Raw genomic sequence first — 16563 nt, forward strand, 5'->3', positions numbered from 1 at the left:
AGTTTATACATTTAGACGTCCAAAGTCCACGGTATTCTGTTATTATTGTTCTTTCACTGACTATGGCATAGAGAATTGATAAACTCTATAGCCTAAGACAATTAGCTAACCTTTCAGATAGAGTTAAGACATGGATAAAATTGGAATTTTTGGTGCCAATGGCCGTATGGGTTTGGCGCTAGTAGAGGCGTGTACGCAAGCAAATGACACTGATATAGCTGCCGCAGCGGTACGTTCTGGCTCTGAGTTGCTCGGCGCCTCGGTCAAAAGTAAGCAGCCATGTGCGTCAGAAACGTTACTTTTCACCGATGAAGACTTAGTAACGCACACTGATGCTAATGTACTTATCGACTTTACTTTACCTGAAGGTATGAAACGTCATTTGCAGCTGGCGATTGCAAATAAATTACCTATGGTTATCGGAACGACAGGTTTAACACCAGAAGATATGGCGTTATTAAAGGACGCAGCACAGCACATTCCAATCGTTTTTGCTCGCAATTTTAGCGTGGGTGTGACCTTATTATTGGATCTGGTGCAAACGGCCGCCGCTAAGTTAGCGGATGAAATGGATATTGAAATTTTTGAAGCACACCACAGAAATAAAATAGATGCGCCGTCTGGTACAGCACTGGCAATCGGTGAGGCTATTGCTGAGGCGAAAGGCTGGGATCATGAGCAGGTAGCACGCTATGACCGCACTGCGATAGAACAGGCCAAATCTCAAAATGAGATAGGCTATTCGGTGCTCAGAGCCGGAGATATAGTAGGTGAACATACAGCTTATTTCGCAACTATGGGTGAAAGGCTTGAATTAACTCATAAAGCGACATCTCGTCTGACCTTTGCGTCTGGTGCGGTAAGGGCTGCGAAGTGGTTGAGAAATAAACCAAATGGACTTTATGACATGCAAGATGTACTCGGATTGAAGTAGTAAACATACTTTTTTAGCGCTTTCGTGAATTTTTTTTATAAAAAGCGATATTTTTAATGTTTTTGTCTCTTGGGTTAGACGAATCTATGAAATTGCTGTAGACTATAACGAATTTGCCAAAAATTAATAACTGCGTGTTACCAAGCGCTTTGTGAACGGGATGAAAAGCGTTGTAGCTTGCTCCCGTTTTTTACCATTAGGAGGTTAACTTGACTAAATCCGCCCTGTTAGTCCTAGAAGACGGCACAGTGTTTCGCGGTACTGCTATCGGTGCTGACGGTATGTCAGTCGGTGAAGTAGTATTCAATACGTCTATGACTGGTTATCAAGAAATTTTGACTGACCCGTCTTACGCGGAACAAATCGTAACGCTGACTTACCCGCACATCGGTAATACCGGTACTAACAGTGAAGACGAAGAAGCGGACCAGATCTGGGCCAAAGGCCTAGTGATCCGTGATTTGCCTTTACTAGCCAGTAATTTCCGCAATGAGCAATCGTTAAGCGATTATTTGAAAGCTCGTAATATTCTAGGAATTGCTGATATAGACACTCGTAAACTGACACGTATCTTACGTGATAAGGGCGCACAGAATGGCTGTATCATTGCAGGTGACTCGCTTGATGAGAATCAAGCATTAGAAGCTGCAAAAGCGTTCCCAGGTTTGAAGGGCATGGATTTGGCCAAAGTGGTGTGTACTAAAGAGCAGTACACTTGGAAAGAGTCAAGTTGGACACTTGGCGAGGGTTACAAGAGTCTATCGGCAGAAGAAGAAAGATTTCACGTAGTTGCTTATGACTTCGGCGTTAAGAAAAACATCTTGCGCATGTTAGTTGACCGTGGCTGTAAATTAACCGTAGTGCCTGCAGAAACCTCCGCTGCAGACGTGTTGGCACTTAATCCAGACGGTATATTCCTTTCAAATGGTCCTGGCGACCCTGAGCCATGTACTTACGCTATTGAAGCTATAAAGGCATTTTTAGAAACCAATACGCCTATCTTTGGTATCTGTTTAGGTCACCAATTACTGGCGCTTGCATCAGGCGCAAAAACAGTAAAAATGAAGTTTGGTCACCACGGTGGTAACCATCCAGTTAAAGACTTAGACCGTAATGTGGTCATGATCACTGCGCAAAACCACGGCTTTGCGGCCGATGAGGCAAGCTTGCCAGAGACATTACGCGCCACTCACGTATCACTGTTTGATGGTACATTGCAGGGTATTCACCGTACAGACAAGCCAGCGTTTAGCTTTCAGGGCCACCCTGAAGCAAGCCCAGGCCCGCATGATGCGGCACCGTTGTTTGACCATTTCATTGACCTAATGCAAGCCCACAAAGCTTAAGAGAGCGGAGTAACAATGCCAAAACGTACTGATATAAAAAGCATTCTTATCTTAGGCGCAGGCCCAATTGTGATTGGTCAGGCGTGTGAGTTTGACTACTCGGGCGCGCAAGCTTGTAAAGCGCTAAGAGAAGAAGGCTATCGAGTTATTCTCGTAAACTCAAACCCAGCAACTATCATGACCGACCCAGAAATGGCCGATGCCACGTACATCGAACCAATTCATTGGGAAGTGGTAGAGAAAATCATCGAAAAAGAAAAGCCAGATGCGGTATTGCCAACAATGGGTGGTCAAACAGCATTGAACTGTGCGCTTGATTTAGATAAGCACGGTGTATTGGCTAAACACGGCGTTGAGTTGATTGGTGCAACAGCTGATGCCATCGACAAAGCTGAAAACCGTGAGCGTTTTGACGCAGCGATGAAAAATATCGGCCTTGAGTGTCCACGTGCAGAAATTGCCCACTCAATGGAAGAAGCGCATGACGTGCTATCTCGAATTGGTTTCCCATGTATTATTCGTCCGTCATTCACTATGGGTGGCACCGGTGGTGGTGTTGCGTACAACCAAGAAGAGTTCGACGAAATCTGTACACGAGGTCTAGATCTTTCACCAACAAGCGAGTTGTTAATCGACGAAAGCTTAATTGGTTGGAAAGAGTATGAGATGGAAGTTGTTCGTGACAAAAACGACAACTGTATCATCGTCTGTTCAATCGAAAACTTTGACCCTATGGGTGTTCACACTGGTGATTCAATCACGGTTGCGCCAGCGCAAACGTTGACGGACAAAGAATACCAAATCATGCGTAACGCCTCGATGGCGGTATTGCGTGAAATCGGTGTTGAAACGGGTGGTTCAAACGTTCAGTTTGGTGTAAATCCAGATGATGGTCGTATGGTTATCATCGAGATGAACCCACGTGTATCTCGCTCTTCGGCACTTGCGTCTAAAGCGACAGGCTTCCCTATCGCTAAGATTGCAGCGAAGCTCGCGGTTGGCTACACACTAGATGAGTTACAAAACGACATCACGGGTGGGGCAACACCAGCTTCATTTGAACCGTCAATTGACTATGTTGTGACTAAGATCCCACGCTTTAACTTCGAAAAATTCGCCGGTGCAAATGACCGCTTAACCACACAGATGAAGTCTGTGGGTGAGGTGATGGCCATTGGTCGTAACCAACAAGAGTCATTGCACAAAGCCTTACGTGGCTTAGAAGTGGGTGCTACGGGCTTCAACCCGATTGTTGCACTGGATGACCCTAAGGCAAAAGAAACCATTATTCGTGAACTACGCGAGCCAGGCGCAGAGCGCATTTGGTATGTTGCTGATGCGATGCGTCACGGCATGAGCGTGGAAGATGTGTTTGAGCTTACTAAAATTGACCGCTGGTACTTGGTACAGATTGAAGACATCATTAAAGATGAAGCGACAATCGCAGAAGTGGGCTTGGCTGGCTTGAACAAAGATTTCTTACGTCGCTTAAAGCGCAAAGGCTTTGCTGATGCACGTATTGCGGAAATCGCAGGCGTATCTGAAAAAGAAATTCGTAAAAAGCGCCACCAGCTTAACATCGTGCCAGTTTATAAGCGTGTTGATACTTGTGCGGCGGAGTTTAGTTCAGACACAGCTTACATGTACTCTACGTATGACGAAGAGTGTGAAGCGAATCCATCAGACAAAGATAAAATTATGGTTATCGGCGGTGGTCCAAACCGTATCGGCCAAGGTATTGAGTTTGATTACTGCTGTGTACACGCGGCACTGGCAATGCGTGAAGACGGTTACGAAACCATCATGGTAAACTGTAACCCTGAAACAGTATCGACGGACTATGATACTTCTGATCGTTTGTTCTTCGAACCAATCACACTTGAAGACGTGCTGGAAATCGTACGCGTTGAAAAGCCAAAAGGTGTAATAGTACAGTACGGTGGTCAAACACCACTTAAACTGGCTCGTGCACTTGAAGCAAATGGGGTTCCAATCATTGGTACTTCGCCAGATGCAATTGACCGTGCTGAAGACCGCGAGCGCTTCCAGCAAATGGTTGAACGTTTGAACCTACTTCAGCCCGAAAACGCAACAGTAACATCACTTGAAGAAGCGGTAGCAAAATCTCAAGAGATTGGCTTCCCACTAGTTGTTCGCCCATCATATGTATTGGGTGGTCGTGCTATGGAAATCGTATATGACGAAGATGACTTACGTCGTTATATGACAGAAGCAGTGTCAGCTTCAAACGAAGCGCCAGTGTTACTTGACCGTTTCCTTGATGACGCAATCGAAGTAGACGTAGACGCAATCTGTGACGGTGAGCAAGTGATCATCGGTGGTATCATGGAGCACATTGAGCAAGCAGGCGTTCACTCAGGTGACTCGGCGTGTTCGCTTCCAGCTCATACGCTATCATCAGAAATTCAGGACGTAATGCGCAAGCAAGTGACGGATATGGCGCTTGAACTTGGAGTTATCGGTCTGATGAATACCCAGTTTGCTGTCAAAGATGGTCAAGTTTATCTTATCGAGGTGAACCCTCGTGCAGCGCGTACTGTACCGTTTGTATCTAAGGCGACGGGCATTGCTCTGGCGAAAGTTGCGGCACGCTGTATGGCTGGCCAATCATTAGCAATCCAAGGTGTTACCAGCGAAGTTATTCCACCATATTACAGCGTAAAAGAAGTGGTATTGCCATTTGCTAAGTTCCAAGGCGTTGACCCACTTCGTGGTCCTGAGATGCGTTCAACAGGTGAAGTAATGGGTGTTGGTGAAAACTTCGCCGAAGCGTTTGCAAAAGCACAATTAGGCGCTGGTAATGCTTTACCACGCGGTGGTCGCGCGCTACTATCTGTGCGTAACAGCGATAAGTCACGTGTTGTTGAACTGGCTAAAATCATGAAAGAAATTGGTTTTGAGCTAGATGCAACGAATGGTACCGCCAAAGCACTTGAAGAGGCAGGCATTGAAGTACGTCGCGTGAACAAGGTATACGAAGGTCGCCCTCACATTCTTGATAGAATCAAAAATGGTGAGTACAGCTACATAGTAAATACCACTGAAGGTCGCCAAGCGATCGAAGACTCGAAGGTGTTACGTCGTGGTGCATTGCAACATAAGACAAATTACACCACCACGCTTAATGCAGCATTTGCTAACTGCTCTGCACACGCTGCAGATGACAGAAACACAGTAAATTCTGTACAAGAGCTACACCAACGATTGAACTAAGGACTAAACCAGGGTCTGACGGCCCTGGTATTAAGTGAGATACTTATGCAATCAATTCCGATGACAGTACGAGGCGAGCAGTTGCTTCGTGAAGAACTTAACCATTTAAAATCGGTGGTTCGCCCAAAAATTGTTGCCGATATCGCGGAAGCACGCGAACACGGAGACTTAAAGGAAAATGCTGAATATCACGCAGCGCGTGAACAGCAAGGTTTTTGTGAAGGCCGTATTCAAGAGATTGAAGCTAAGCTTTCGACTTCTCAAGTAATTGACGTTACTAAGATTGAAAATAACGGCAAAGTTATTTTTGGTGCCACAGTCACTATTTGTAACGTTGAAACCGATGAAGAAGTTAAATACCGTATCGTGGGCGATGATGAAGCTGATATCAAAAGCAACCTTATCTCGGTTAACTCACCGATTGCGCGTGGCTTAATTGGTAAAGAGTTAGATGATACAGCTAATATTCAAACACCAAATGGTACTGTTGAGTACGAAATCATCGAAGTTGAATATATCTAACTGAATTCAAGTTTAGAACCTAAAAAACCGGGCTTATGCCCGGTTTTTTATTGGCTCCATAACGAGATATCTGGTATTCGCATTATTGCTGTGCATAGAATAGGGTAGAGAAAACTATAAGGGTGGCTATGAAAAAGCAGTTCTCATTAAGCAATTTCAAGTTGGTTGTAGCTATGTTAGTAGTGATGTGGAGTGTGCATCTAATGGCGAGCGTCACCGGTATCGCATTTAGCCAATATGGACTTGTACCTTGGGATACCTCACGGTTGTATGGAATTATCACCTATCCATTCATTCATGGCGATTGGCAACATCTAATAGGCAACACATTTGGTTTATTAATTAGTGGTTATTTGGCGAGTCAATTGCCATGTTTTAAGCGCTCCACGGTGGTGATATTTATACTCACCGGTATACTCGTTTGGCTATTCGCCAGCTTTGCAATTCACATTGGTGCATCAGGGGTTGTAATGGGCTACTTTGGCTTCATCATGGGAAGCGCTATCTTTCGGCGAAATGTATGGAGCTTTGTTATTGCGCTGGCGCTGCTTGCTATCACACAATATTTTCAAATCAGCTTGGTTGGTACACTATTCTCATTTGATGAAAGCACCAGTGCTTCGAGTCATATATTTGGTTTTATCAGTGGCTGTGTTGCGGCTTATCTGTTTAGAGGCGTAGGGAGGCCTACTAAAAGGGCAGTGAGTTAGCTAAAACAGCTGCTGGCAACATAGATAAGCCGCTTTGTGGTGCCATTCAATAAGTTTTTAACGCCATTAATTTCTAACGACTATAACAATGCCTGTTACAGACAAAACGGCACCAGCCAATTTGTTAAACATGCCTTGGCGTTTGTGTGAACTTAACACCTTTGTTTTCGCTTTTGAAAAGAGGTAAGAGTACCCTAAGTTTACGGAGCCAAACGCTAAAGTGGCACAGACAAGCATGCCCAAAAGATCATAGTTTGTGATGTCCTCAAAGCTTACAAATGCAGGAAATAGCGCGAGGTAAAACAGAATCGCCTTAGGATTACTCATGGTGATTAAAAAACCTGAAAGTACATCAAGCTTGCTTGTTTTGGGGAGCATGTTCATATTGGACGCGTTGGGTTTTGATAAAAGTAACTTTGCGCCAATCCAAATTAAATAGGCCGCACACAGATACTTTACTGCAATAAAAGTGCTCCCCATCAACTGTGCAAGATGTGACAGTCCAGATACCGCAAATAAGATAAAAATATAGTCAGCACACAAAATACCCACTGTCATAAATGCGCCGCGACGAAACCCACCAACCATAGCGGTACTACTGATGGCAAATACGGCAGGGCCTGGAGCGATGGCAACGATAAACATTGCACTAAATAAAGCGAGATAAGTATCAAGCGTCACTAAGAACTCCTTATTACATGTAAGCACATCACAATCATGCGCCAAATATGTTTAGTTAATATCTAATGACAAGATATCAGATTGCCTTTGTTTTTCTGCTAATAAATAGTAACTATCCGATATTCCGATTAACTGGTCACAGTGTTGTTTACATAGCGCATTCAGTGCGTGTGTGCTCTGTATTTTTCCACTTTGATAATCATAACGGCCCAAGTGGTAGCCATTGGCGTTTCTAGTTCTAAAAAACATACCAGATGGGGAGGCGTACAAGTGTATATTTGCGCTCTCAGCATTCATTATCTCAGTTTTGGTGCTGATATTTTGAATCGTATTGTTTGCGCTGATAATGAGCTGATTCTTGTCAGTTACAACCAGCTGACGATTTTGTAAATGGACATTGAGTGCTTTACGCTTCGAGCTAGTCAGGTTGTATGCAAATAACGTGTCGCCTTGAGCAGACTTATCAGCATAAATAATGGTATCGCTATTATTTAATCGTGCAAGCGGCACACCAATTATATTTTCCAACCACTTAACGCTAACCTTGTTATTGGTTAGTTCGAGTAAAAAAGGACGGTTATTAAGTGCACTGATAAGACTTTGATTACTATGCCAAATAGGAGGGGCGATGGCCAGCTCTTTGGCACTGTTTTCGAAAATAAGTGTCTGTGTATCTGAGTCTAAATGTTTTAAAAATAGCTGTGCATAGCCATTGCGTGTTGAAATATAGGCGACTTTTGTTTCATCGGGCGATAGCGATGCTCCCCAATCTACACCATTGGAGTTAGCGATTGTTTTGACGTTTGCAGGGGCGTGTCGCTTTGCGAGATATAAGTCTTCGTCAATTCGGTTTTCAATGAAATAGAGCTTGCTTTTAACCAATTGAATATACTGTAAAAAATGATAGTTACTATACGTAAGCATAGACCATTGGCCGTCGAGTGTTAGCGCTGAAAGTTGACTACCGTTGCTCAGTAGCAGCGAGCTTTTGCTGCTATGCCATGTTAAAAAGTACCAATCGTGGTTAAGCTGTGCAACGGTTCTTTGCTCTAATGTATTAAGGTCAAACAGCTTCACAATGGATTTTGATTGGGTATTGAACCCTACCATAGCGAGCGTATTTTCATCCTCTGATAGGCTTATTTTATAGGGTTTAAACTCATCGTTAGGAGGGAGTAGCGTTGTGACTTCTCCAGACATGAGGTTGTGCTTGTAAAGCGATACATTACGACTATGTTCAGATGCATTCTGATTTGCCAAGTACAATAGGTTATTTGCTTTATCAATGAACAGCGGACTGCTCCAGTCAATATCGTGGCGTTCGAATAAGCTTGTTTGAAGTAAAGTTTGACGCATATCATTCAGTTCGATTTGACCAAACTCGACACTGCTTCCATTAAAGCTTGAATAGATGAGCGTGTGGTTGTTGCGCCATGCAAGGTAGCGGTACGGTTGTGAAATTGTACTTACTTGCCATGTGGTATTGTGTTTTAGATCTCGAATAACAATATGCTTTTCTTGACTTTTGTCTGAACTACTAGTCACTACCGCCATATAACTGGCATCGGGGCTTACCCGCATGTAATGTTCTAGCGCGTTGCTTGAGGTGATTGGCTTTAGGTTGGTCAACACACTGACTTCGTTAGTGTCATTGCTATCAAGATACCAAAAATACAGCAATGTACTTAGGAGGCAAATAATGGTGAATGCTATTGCTACTATTGGCTTGAAGTCGGTGTGTTTTGATTTTTCAGCGTTTGTTTCGGTGACAGCCGGGGGGGAGTGTTCAGCTGAGAATGTCACTTGCGCTTGTAAGCTATAGCCTCGCTTTGGATGTGTTTTGATAAGCGACTTATCTTCATCACACAACAGTTTACGTAGTAGCGCGATATTGCGCCTAACAGAATTGGGACTGTAAACAGAGCGAGGCCACACACGTTCAAATAGAGCTTCAGCACTTATAATAGTGTTGGCGTGTTCACATAAAGTAATAAGCAAGGCCATGACTTTTGGTTCGAGTACATGGGTAATACCATTAACGATGATTTCACCAGGGCGTGGCTGGACCCGTATTTGGTTGATGCAAAATGTACTAGTAAATGCATTGCCACCCAATGCTTTCTCTAACTGATTGTTATTACTGCTCATTTTTATTCTTAATTATTTCTTAATTGTTTTTTAAGTGCTAATTCATCGCTGAAATTCATTTTTAACGTTATTACATAGGCCAAGTTAACTCGCTTTTATCAAATATAAAGACAGAAGGAATAAAACAAGATGCGTTACTTACTGATATGGTCATTGCTCTTTTTGAGTGTAAAAACGTTTGCACAAGATAGTACAACCATAAACCAAGACGAGCAGTTAGTTAAACAATTTATTAGCACGCTAAATACTAACAGCTTAGAGACGATCACTCGCTATGTTGACAGCCATTTTTCACAGGAGAGTTTATCGCGCTGGCAGGGCTCGGGAAGAGAGCGATATATAGGCTATACAATGAATATGGCTTTGTTGCATCATACCCTGAGTTTGAAGCAGGTTACGCGAACAGAACGAGATCAGCAGATTAGACTGACAGGCGATGTTTTATCACAAAATACCGCTTTAGAGTATTCTTTAGTGATCATGTTAGATGACAAGTCGAAAATCTCGGGTTGGTATATACGACCCTCCGGTTTAGGCCAATTTTCAGCACAATCAAATTCTGAAGAAGCACTGCTTAGTACATTAGAAAAGCTAACCGACCACCTTGCAAAAAACGAGGCTTTTTCAGGCACGGTAATGCTTGCAAAGGGTGACAAGGTGTTGTTTCAAAAGGCACATGGTTTAGCATCAAGGCGATATGACGTTAAAAATAACATCGACACTAAATTCCAAATTGGCTCATTGAACAAAATGTTTACGAGTGTGGCCATTATGCAATTGGTCGAAGCAGAAAAGTTGTCGGTAAACGATAAGCTCACTCAGTATTTAGACAGGAAATACTTTGGTGAAGGGCACTTTGATAACATAACAATAAAGCAATTGCTCACTCATACATCGGGGTTGGGAGCAATACCTGATACGAATAATCAACAATCGAAGATGCGTTCGCTTAAAGATTCTCTACCTTTGTACAAAGGGATAAAGCTTAATTTTGAGCCTGGGAGTCGCTGGCAGTACAGTAGCACCGGCATGCGTATGTTAGGCCATGTAATTGAAGTGGTGTCTAAACAGAGTTATTACGATTTTATAGAACAGCATGTTTATAAAAAAGCAGGTATGACAAATAGTGGTAGTTTCGATCTTGACGTACCAATCAAGAATACTGCAAGAAACTATTGGTATTCTACAGAAACCAAAACTCTCACCGAGAACTTTATGATGCAAGGCGTAAAAGGTGGACCGGCTGGCGGTGGGTACTCTACGGTCAGTGACTTACATCACTTTGCCTTGGCTTTAATTAATCATCAGTTACTAAACTCAGAGCTCACAGTCGAAGCCACATCTGCTAAACCACAGTTGCACTCACCGTATTATGGCTATGGTTTCTCAGTACGAGGTGACGTTGGAAATCAAGTGATTGGTCATAATGGAAGTTACTTAGGGACCAGTGCGCAGTTAAACATTTATCGTGATAAGGGTTATATACTCGCGGTACTTGGCAATAGTGATGCTGCGGGCGAACCCATTGTTTTTGCAGTGAATGAGCTGATCCAAAAACTCTAAAAGGAAAGGGGAGCACTGACAGTCATACATGACGCATGCGTGAGTATTCAGCTTATACCTGAAGTTCAGGTATAAGCTGTTCAACACTCGTTAACCAATTAACACTCAATGATATTTACAGCTAAACCGCCGCGAGCGGTTTCTTTGTATTTGGTCTTCATGTCATTGCCCGTATCGAGCATGGTTTTGATCACTTTATCGAGTGATACTTTCTGCTCACCAGTACCACGCATAGCAAGACGCGAGGCGTTGATCGCTTTTACAGCCCCCATTGCATTACGTTCAATACATGGCACTTGCACCAGACCACCTACAGGGTCACAGGTTAAACCTAGGTTGTGTTCCATGCCGATTTCTGCCGCGTTCTCCACATGTAATACATTGCCGCCCATGATTTCAGTCAGCGCACCGGCGGCCATTGAACAGGCTACACCGACCTCTCCTTGACAACCGACTTCAGCACCAGAGATTGACGCATTCTTTTTATATAAAATACCAATAGCGGCGGCTGTTAGCAGGTAACGGGTTGCGATTTCTTCGTCCACTTCCTTGATGAAAGTGTGATAGTACATCAGTACTGCTGGTAAAATTCCTGCTGCACCATTTGTTGGGGCTGTAACGACACGTCCACCCGCTGCATTTTCTTCATTTACGGCAAGCGCGAATAAGTCAACCCAATCCATTGCGCGTAGTGGGTCATTGCTATTTTCAACGTTTAATTTTAAGTACAAGCTAGGTGCGCGGCGTTTCACCTTTAAACCACCAGGTAAAATACCCTCAGTTCGCATACCGCGTTCGATACAGGCTTTCATTACTTGCCAAATATTAAATAATTCAGCCTTAATTTCGGTCATAGGGCGTAACGTTTTTTCATTTGCCATCATCAATGAAGACACACTTAAGCCTGACTCTTTACATAAATTAAGCAGCTGTTCTGCGGTATCAAACGGATAAGGCGCGGGGTTTTGTTCGCGAATATCCAGTGCTGCTTGTTTTTCTTGCTCAAACTGCTCATCGGTTACGATAAAGCCACCACCGATAGAGTAGTAAATTTGACTGTGAACTTTGTCTTTACCATTGAGTGCGACAATCTCCATAGCATTGGAATGTTTTGGCAAAGTTTTTCTACGATGAAAAACGATAGCACCTTGTTTTGGAAACTTAACTTTGTGGCTTTGGTCCAGGTATATCACTTGTTCTTGTTCTATCTTTTCTAGGATATCTGGAACTGCATCGGCATCAATGGTTTCAGGATCGTAGCCCGCTAAGCCTAAAATGACGGCCTTGCCAGAGCCGTGACCGATACCGGTCTGACCTAGAGAGCCAAATAGTTCTACTTTAACTTCGGTTGTCTGTGCTAATAAACCTTTATCTTGTAAGTCTTTAACAAACAATCGCGATGCGCGCATTGGACCGACGGTATGAGACGAAGAAGGGCCAATACCGATACTAAACATATCGAATGCACTAATCATAATTTTTACTCAACATTGCCTTTGAACGGGCGCACATCATAACGTTAAAACGCAGCCTTGTAACCCGTTGTGCTATGAAATTACTATGCCTATTTTAGCAAAGCTATAAAGTTTTTGACTAAGCTTGCTGTTGCTCCCCAAAGAAGCCCGTGCGGCGTAATGTAACCCGGCAGCTGGCGCGTCTTACCTGCAAGTTGTAACGAGTAGGTTTGCCAGTTTTGAGGGGCAGCTAACTCTTCAATGGTAATGATGAACGCTTTTTCAACTTCGGCACTGTCGGTGTGCCATTGTGCTTTGGGTGACAATCTCGCAACAACTGGGAAGATGTTAAACCCAGTGAGTGTGATGTGTTTGTTGAGTGTACCAATGGGCGTAATGTGATGCGCAGCAATGCCAAGCTCTTCTTGGGTTTCTCGTATTGCTGTCATTTGTAGGTTTACATCGCTTGGTTCAACTTTCCCTCCTGGAAAACACAACTGTGAAGGGTGATGTTTTAAATAAGCTGAACGTTTGCAAAACAATAACGCGGCCAGCCCATTTTCTTCTGTTAACGGGAGTAACACCGCACTGGCTTTGACCGATTGGCGGGCGACGATACGCGATTCTGCCTGTTGAACTGAGCTAGTATAAAAGCGGGTGATGACTTCGTCTAATGTCACAAGCTGTGCTCTCAATTATCTAAAATGGGTAAGATCTTATTCACTTTATGATAGGTTTCCTGATACTCAAGTTCAGCTTGTGAGTCAGCAACAATACCGCCGCCAGCCCAACAGTGAATTTTCTCATCACAACATACCAGTGTGCGAATTGTGATTGATGTATCCATTCTACCGCAAGCGCTTACATATCCTATTGAACCACAATACACACTGCGTCTATGAGGTTCCAGTTCTTCAATGATTTGCATTGCACGTATTTTGGGCGCGCCGGTGATAGAGCCTCCAGGAAAAGCGGCTTCAAGTTGGTCAACAGCACAGTGTTCTTCTGCTAATTCACAGGTTACTGTACTTACTAAATGGTGTACCGCAGGAAAGCTTTCTATGGCAAATAAGCTGGGGACCTGAACAGTTCCGGGCTTGGCAACTTTACCTAAATCGTTGCGCAATAAGTCCACAATCATGACATTTTCGGCACGGTCTTTACTGCTGCTGGCTAGGCGTTCAGCTTGTTGCTTGTCCTCAATAGGGTCAGCCAGACGTGGTAAGGTGCCTTTGATTGGTTTGGTTTCAACTTGCTTGTCGCTGACCAGTAAGAACCGCTCTGGAGACACAGATAAAATAGCGCCCGCACTGGTATTCATGTACGCAGAAAAAGGGGCTTTATTGTGCGCACGCAGCTTTTTATACGCAAGCCAAGGTTCGCCGCTAAACTCGGCGCTAAATCTTTGAGCTAGATTAATTTGATAACAGTCACCACTGAGCAAATATTGATGAATCTTTTCAAATTGGGTGTTGTATTGCGCCTGCGTCATATTTGATTGCCACTTGGAAGTGAGTTTAAATGTCCGATATGTAGGAGATTTAGCTGCAAGCATATCAAGGTAGTCGCTCACTCTATCTAAACTGGGCTGCGAGATGTAATACCACTGATGGTTATGGTTATCAAAAATCAGGGCATCTAAATACAAGCCAATGCTCATATCAGGCAGCGAAATGTCTTTGGTAGCGTGAATGGGAAGTTGTTCAATATAGCGGCCAAGGTCATAGCCAAAATAGCCCAGCCAGCCACCGCTAAAGGGTAAATCAAAAGGCGCTTTTTGATCACTCAACTCTTTAAGCTTGTCTTTCATAATGGTAAAGCAGGTATGTTGCTGCTGTACACCATCAAGATAGATGTGACCATCTTTTGCTTCTAACAGATGTTTGGGGTTGATACTGATGATATCAAAGCGACTATTCACGTGCTTGGCGTTGCTGGAATCAAGTAATATTGCATGAGGGAGGTGTGCAAAGTGCTCAAAAACGACGTCAGTTGAAAGATTGAGAGTTAACTTTTTACAATTGATTTGGTCATTTAGCATTTACTTGAACCTGAAAACTAGCCCGAAACGGGCGGGGAGGTTATCATACTTATCTATTTTTCTATAGTGGCTTAGTGACTCACATAAAAGTTCACTATGTTTAGATGTATTAAGTTATTGACCGAGGCGTTTAATAACACAAACTAAGGAACCGTCATGAGTATGATCCGTCAGCAAGACTTCATCGACAGTATTGAAGATGCTTTGCAATATATCTCTTTTTATCACCCTTTAGACTTTGTACAAGCTTTAGAAAAAGCCTATCACAAAGAGCAAAGCAAAGCGGCCAAAGATGCCATTGCACAAATTCTAATTAACTCACGCATGTCAGCTGAAGGTAAGCGCCCGCTTTGTCAAGACACCGGCATTGTGACTTGCTTCGTAAAAGTGGGTATGGATGTTAAGTGGGATAAGACAGATCTAACCGTTCAACAGATGGTAGATGAAGGTACCCGTCGTGCTTATTTGAACCCAGATAACCCGCTACGAGCATCGATTGTTGCTGACCCTGCAGGAAGCCGAAAAAATACTAAAGACAACACGCCTTCGGTAGTACACATTGACATGGTGCCAGGTGCTGAAGTTGAAGTAATGATAGCGGCAAAAGGTGGCGGCTCTGAAAACAAAACAAAAATGGTAATGCTAAACCCGTCTGACGATGTTGCTGCATGGGTAGAAAAAACCCTCCCATTAATGGGAGCGGGTTGGTGTCCACCTGGTATGTTGGGCATAGGCATCGGTGGTACAGCAGAAAAAGCGGCTGTACTAGCAAAAGAGTCTTTGATGGATCCTGTGGATATCCACGAGCTCATGGAACGCGGTGCTGAAACAGCTGAAGAAAAACTGCGTTTAGAAATTTTTGAGCGTGCCAATAAGTTGGGTATTGGTGCTCAGGGCTTGGGCGGTTTAACTACTGTAGTCGATGTAAAAATTAAGACAGCACCGACTCACGCGGCATCAAAACCTGTGGTCATGATCCCAAACTGTGCGGCAACACGTCACGTGCATTTCACACTAGATGGTTCAGGCCCTGCTGATCTAAAAGCGCCTAAACTGGAAGATTGGCCTGAAGTGACCTGGGAAGTGGGCGAAGATACTCGCCGTGTGAATTTAGATACATTAACTAAAGCAGATACCCAAGATTGGAAAATGGGTGAGACTGTTTTATTGTCAGGTAAAATTCTAACGGGTCGTGATGCTGCGCATAAGCGTTTACAAGACATGATCAGCTCAGGTGAAGGCTTGCCAGAAGGTGTCGACTTTGAGAATAAATTTATCTATTACGTAGGCCCTGTTGATGCTGTTGGTAACGAAGCGGTAGGTCCTGCTGGTCCGACAACGGCAACTCGTATGGATAAGTTTACTGATATGATGCTAGAGAACACAGGCATTGTTGGCATGATTGGTAAAGCTGAGCGTGGTCCTGCGACGGTTGAATCAATCAAAAACAACAAATCTATTTACCTAATGGCGGTGGGCGGTGCTGCATACTTGGTTGCAAAAGCGATTAAGAAGGCGCGCGTTGTTGCGTTTGAAGACTTGGGTATGGAAGCGATTTATGAGTTTGAAGTTGAAGACATGCCAGTGACTGTAGCGGTTGATAGCACAGGTGCTAATGCCCATGAACAAGGGCCGGCAATCTGGAAAGCAAAGATTGAAGAGCTAGATAGCAAACTGAAATAGCAAACTGAAGTAATTTCAGCACGCATTGAACAGATAGAGCCGTGTGATATGCAATCACACGGCTTTTTTGTAACTATAACTGTACATTCGACTTGCCCTTTACGTTTACGTAAACATCCCTTGCGATATATTAAAATTTATTAGCTAAATTAATCCCGTAATGGCCATGTTAAAGGGTTGTATATTTCATTTTGCAAGTACATTTAACTATATTATTCAAACTAATTGTAATTAGTAGGATGATCAT

Annotated in this window: 12 protein-coding genes; 7 read left to right on the forward strand and 5 right to left on the reverse strand. The window is 43.5% G+C overall.

The genetic code is table 11. The features are described 5' to 3' along the window. The first annotated feature begins 130 nt into the window (after positions 1 to 130). The 5 genes from dapB (at position 131) to L1070_RS06145 (ending at position 6746) form a co-directional block, all read left to right on the forward strand. Positions 131 to 934, forward strand: a complete 804-nt coding sequence (gene dapB / locus L1070_RS06125) for a 4-hydroxy-tetrahydrodipicolinate reductase (RefSeq protein ID WP_237124865.1) — start codon at positions 131 to 133, stop codon at positions 932 to 934. Positions 935 to 1143: 209 nt separating this feature from the next. Beyond that, positions 1144 to 2280, forward strand: coding sequence for a glutamine-hydrolyzing carbamoyl-phosphate synthase small subunit (carA, locus tag L1070_RS06130; RefSeq protein WP_070984783.1), 1137 nt, complete (start codon positions 1144 to 1146; stop codon positions 2278 to 2280). Positions 2281 to 2295: 15 nt separating this feature from the next. After that, positions 2296 to 5514 (forward strand): carbamoyl-phosphate synthase large subunit, encoded by a 3219-nt coding sequence (gene carB, locus L1070_RS06135; RefSeq protein WP_237124866.1) that lies wholly within the window; start codon positions 2296 to 2298, stop codon positions 5512 to 5514. Between the two features lie 45 nt (positions 5515 to 5559). After that, positions 5560 to 6036, forward strand: coding sequence for a transcription elongation factor GreA (greA, locus tag L1070_RS06140; RefSeq protein ID WP_070984787.1), 477 nt, complete (start codon positions 5560 to 5562; stop codon positions 6034 to 6036). 128 nt (positions 6037 to 6164) lie between these two features. After that, the gene (locus L1070_RS06145) at positions 6165 to 6746 is read left to right on the forward strand and encodes a rhomboid family intramembrane serine protease (protein ID WP_237124867.1); all 582 of its coding nucleotides are present in this window, start codon (positions 6165 to 6167) and stop codon (positions 6744 to 6746) included. Positions 6747 to 6812: 66 nt separating this feature from the next. Here the strand turns inward: L1070_RS06145 and L1070_RS06150 are convergent, their stop codons facing one another. Together L1070_RS06150 and L1070_RS06155 are read right to left on the reverse strand one after the other, a co-directional pair. Beyond that, positions 6813 to 7427, reverse strand: a complete 615-nt coding sequence (locus tag L1070_RS06150; RefSeq protein ID WP_237124868.1) for a LysE family transporter — start codon at positions 7425 to 7427, stop codon at positions 6813 to 6815. A gap of 51 nt (positions 7428 to 7478) precedes the next feature. Then, positions 7479 to 9575 (reverse strand): winged helix-turn-helix domain-containing protein, encoded by a 2097-nt coding sequence (locus L1070_RS06155; RefSeq protein ID WP_237124869.1) that lies wholly within the window; start codon positions 9573 to 9575, stop codon positions 7479 to 7481. A 129-nt stretch (positions 9576 to 9704) separates the two neighbouring features. Between L1070_RS06155 and L1070_RS06160 the strand changes: the two genes are divergently transcribed. Then, positions 9705 to 11138, forward strand: coding sequence for a serine hydrolase domain-containing protein (locus L1070_RS06160; RefSeq protein WP_237124870.1), 1434 nt, complete (start codon positions 9705 to 9707; stop codon positions 11136 to 11138). Between the two features lie 98 nt (positions 11139 to 11236). Here L1070_RS06160 and L1070_RS06165 read toward each other — a convergent pair whose 3' ends face one another. The 3 genes from L1070_RS06165 to pabB all read right to left on the reverse strand — a co-directional run bounded on the left by L1070_RS06165 (position 11237) and on the right by pabB (position 14633). Beyond that, a complete protein-coding gene (locus tag L1070_RS06165; protein WP_070984798.1) occupies positions 11237 to 12613 on the reverse strand; it encodes an L-serine ammonia-lyase in 1377 nt (458 codons plus the stop codon). A gap of 89 nt (positions 12614 to 12702) precedes the next feature. After that, positions 12703 to 13272, reverse strand: coding sequence for an NUDIX domain-containing protein (locus L1070_RS06170; protein ID WP_237124871.1), 570 nt, complete (start codon positions 13270 to 13272; stop codon positions 12703 to 12705). A gap of 11 nt (positions 13273 to 13283) precedes the next feature. Continuing rightward, complete coding sequence (pabB, locus tag L1070_RS06175; RefSeq protein ID WP_237124872.1) at positions 13284 to 14633, reverse strand: aminodeoxychorismate synthase component I; 1350 nt, start codon at positions 14631 to 14633, stop codon at positions 13284 to 13286. Positions 14634 to 14789: 156 nt separating this feature from the next. Between pabB and L1070_RS06180 the strand changes: the two genes are divergently transcribed. Beyond that, positions 14790 to 16316 (forward strand): fumarate hydratase, encoded by a 1527-nt coding sequence (locus L1070_RS06180; protein ID WP_070984802.1) that lies wholly within the window; start codon positions 14790 to 14792, stop codon positions 16314 to 16316. Positions 16317 to 16563: the final 247 nt, after the last annotated feature.

Source organism: Pseudoalteromonas sp. MMG022 (assembly GCF_021654245.1).
Taxonomy (GTDB): Bacteria; Pseudomonadota; Gammaproteobacteria; order Enterobacterales; family Alteromonadaceae; genus Pseudoalteromonas; species Pseudoalteromonas amylolytica.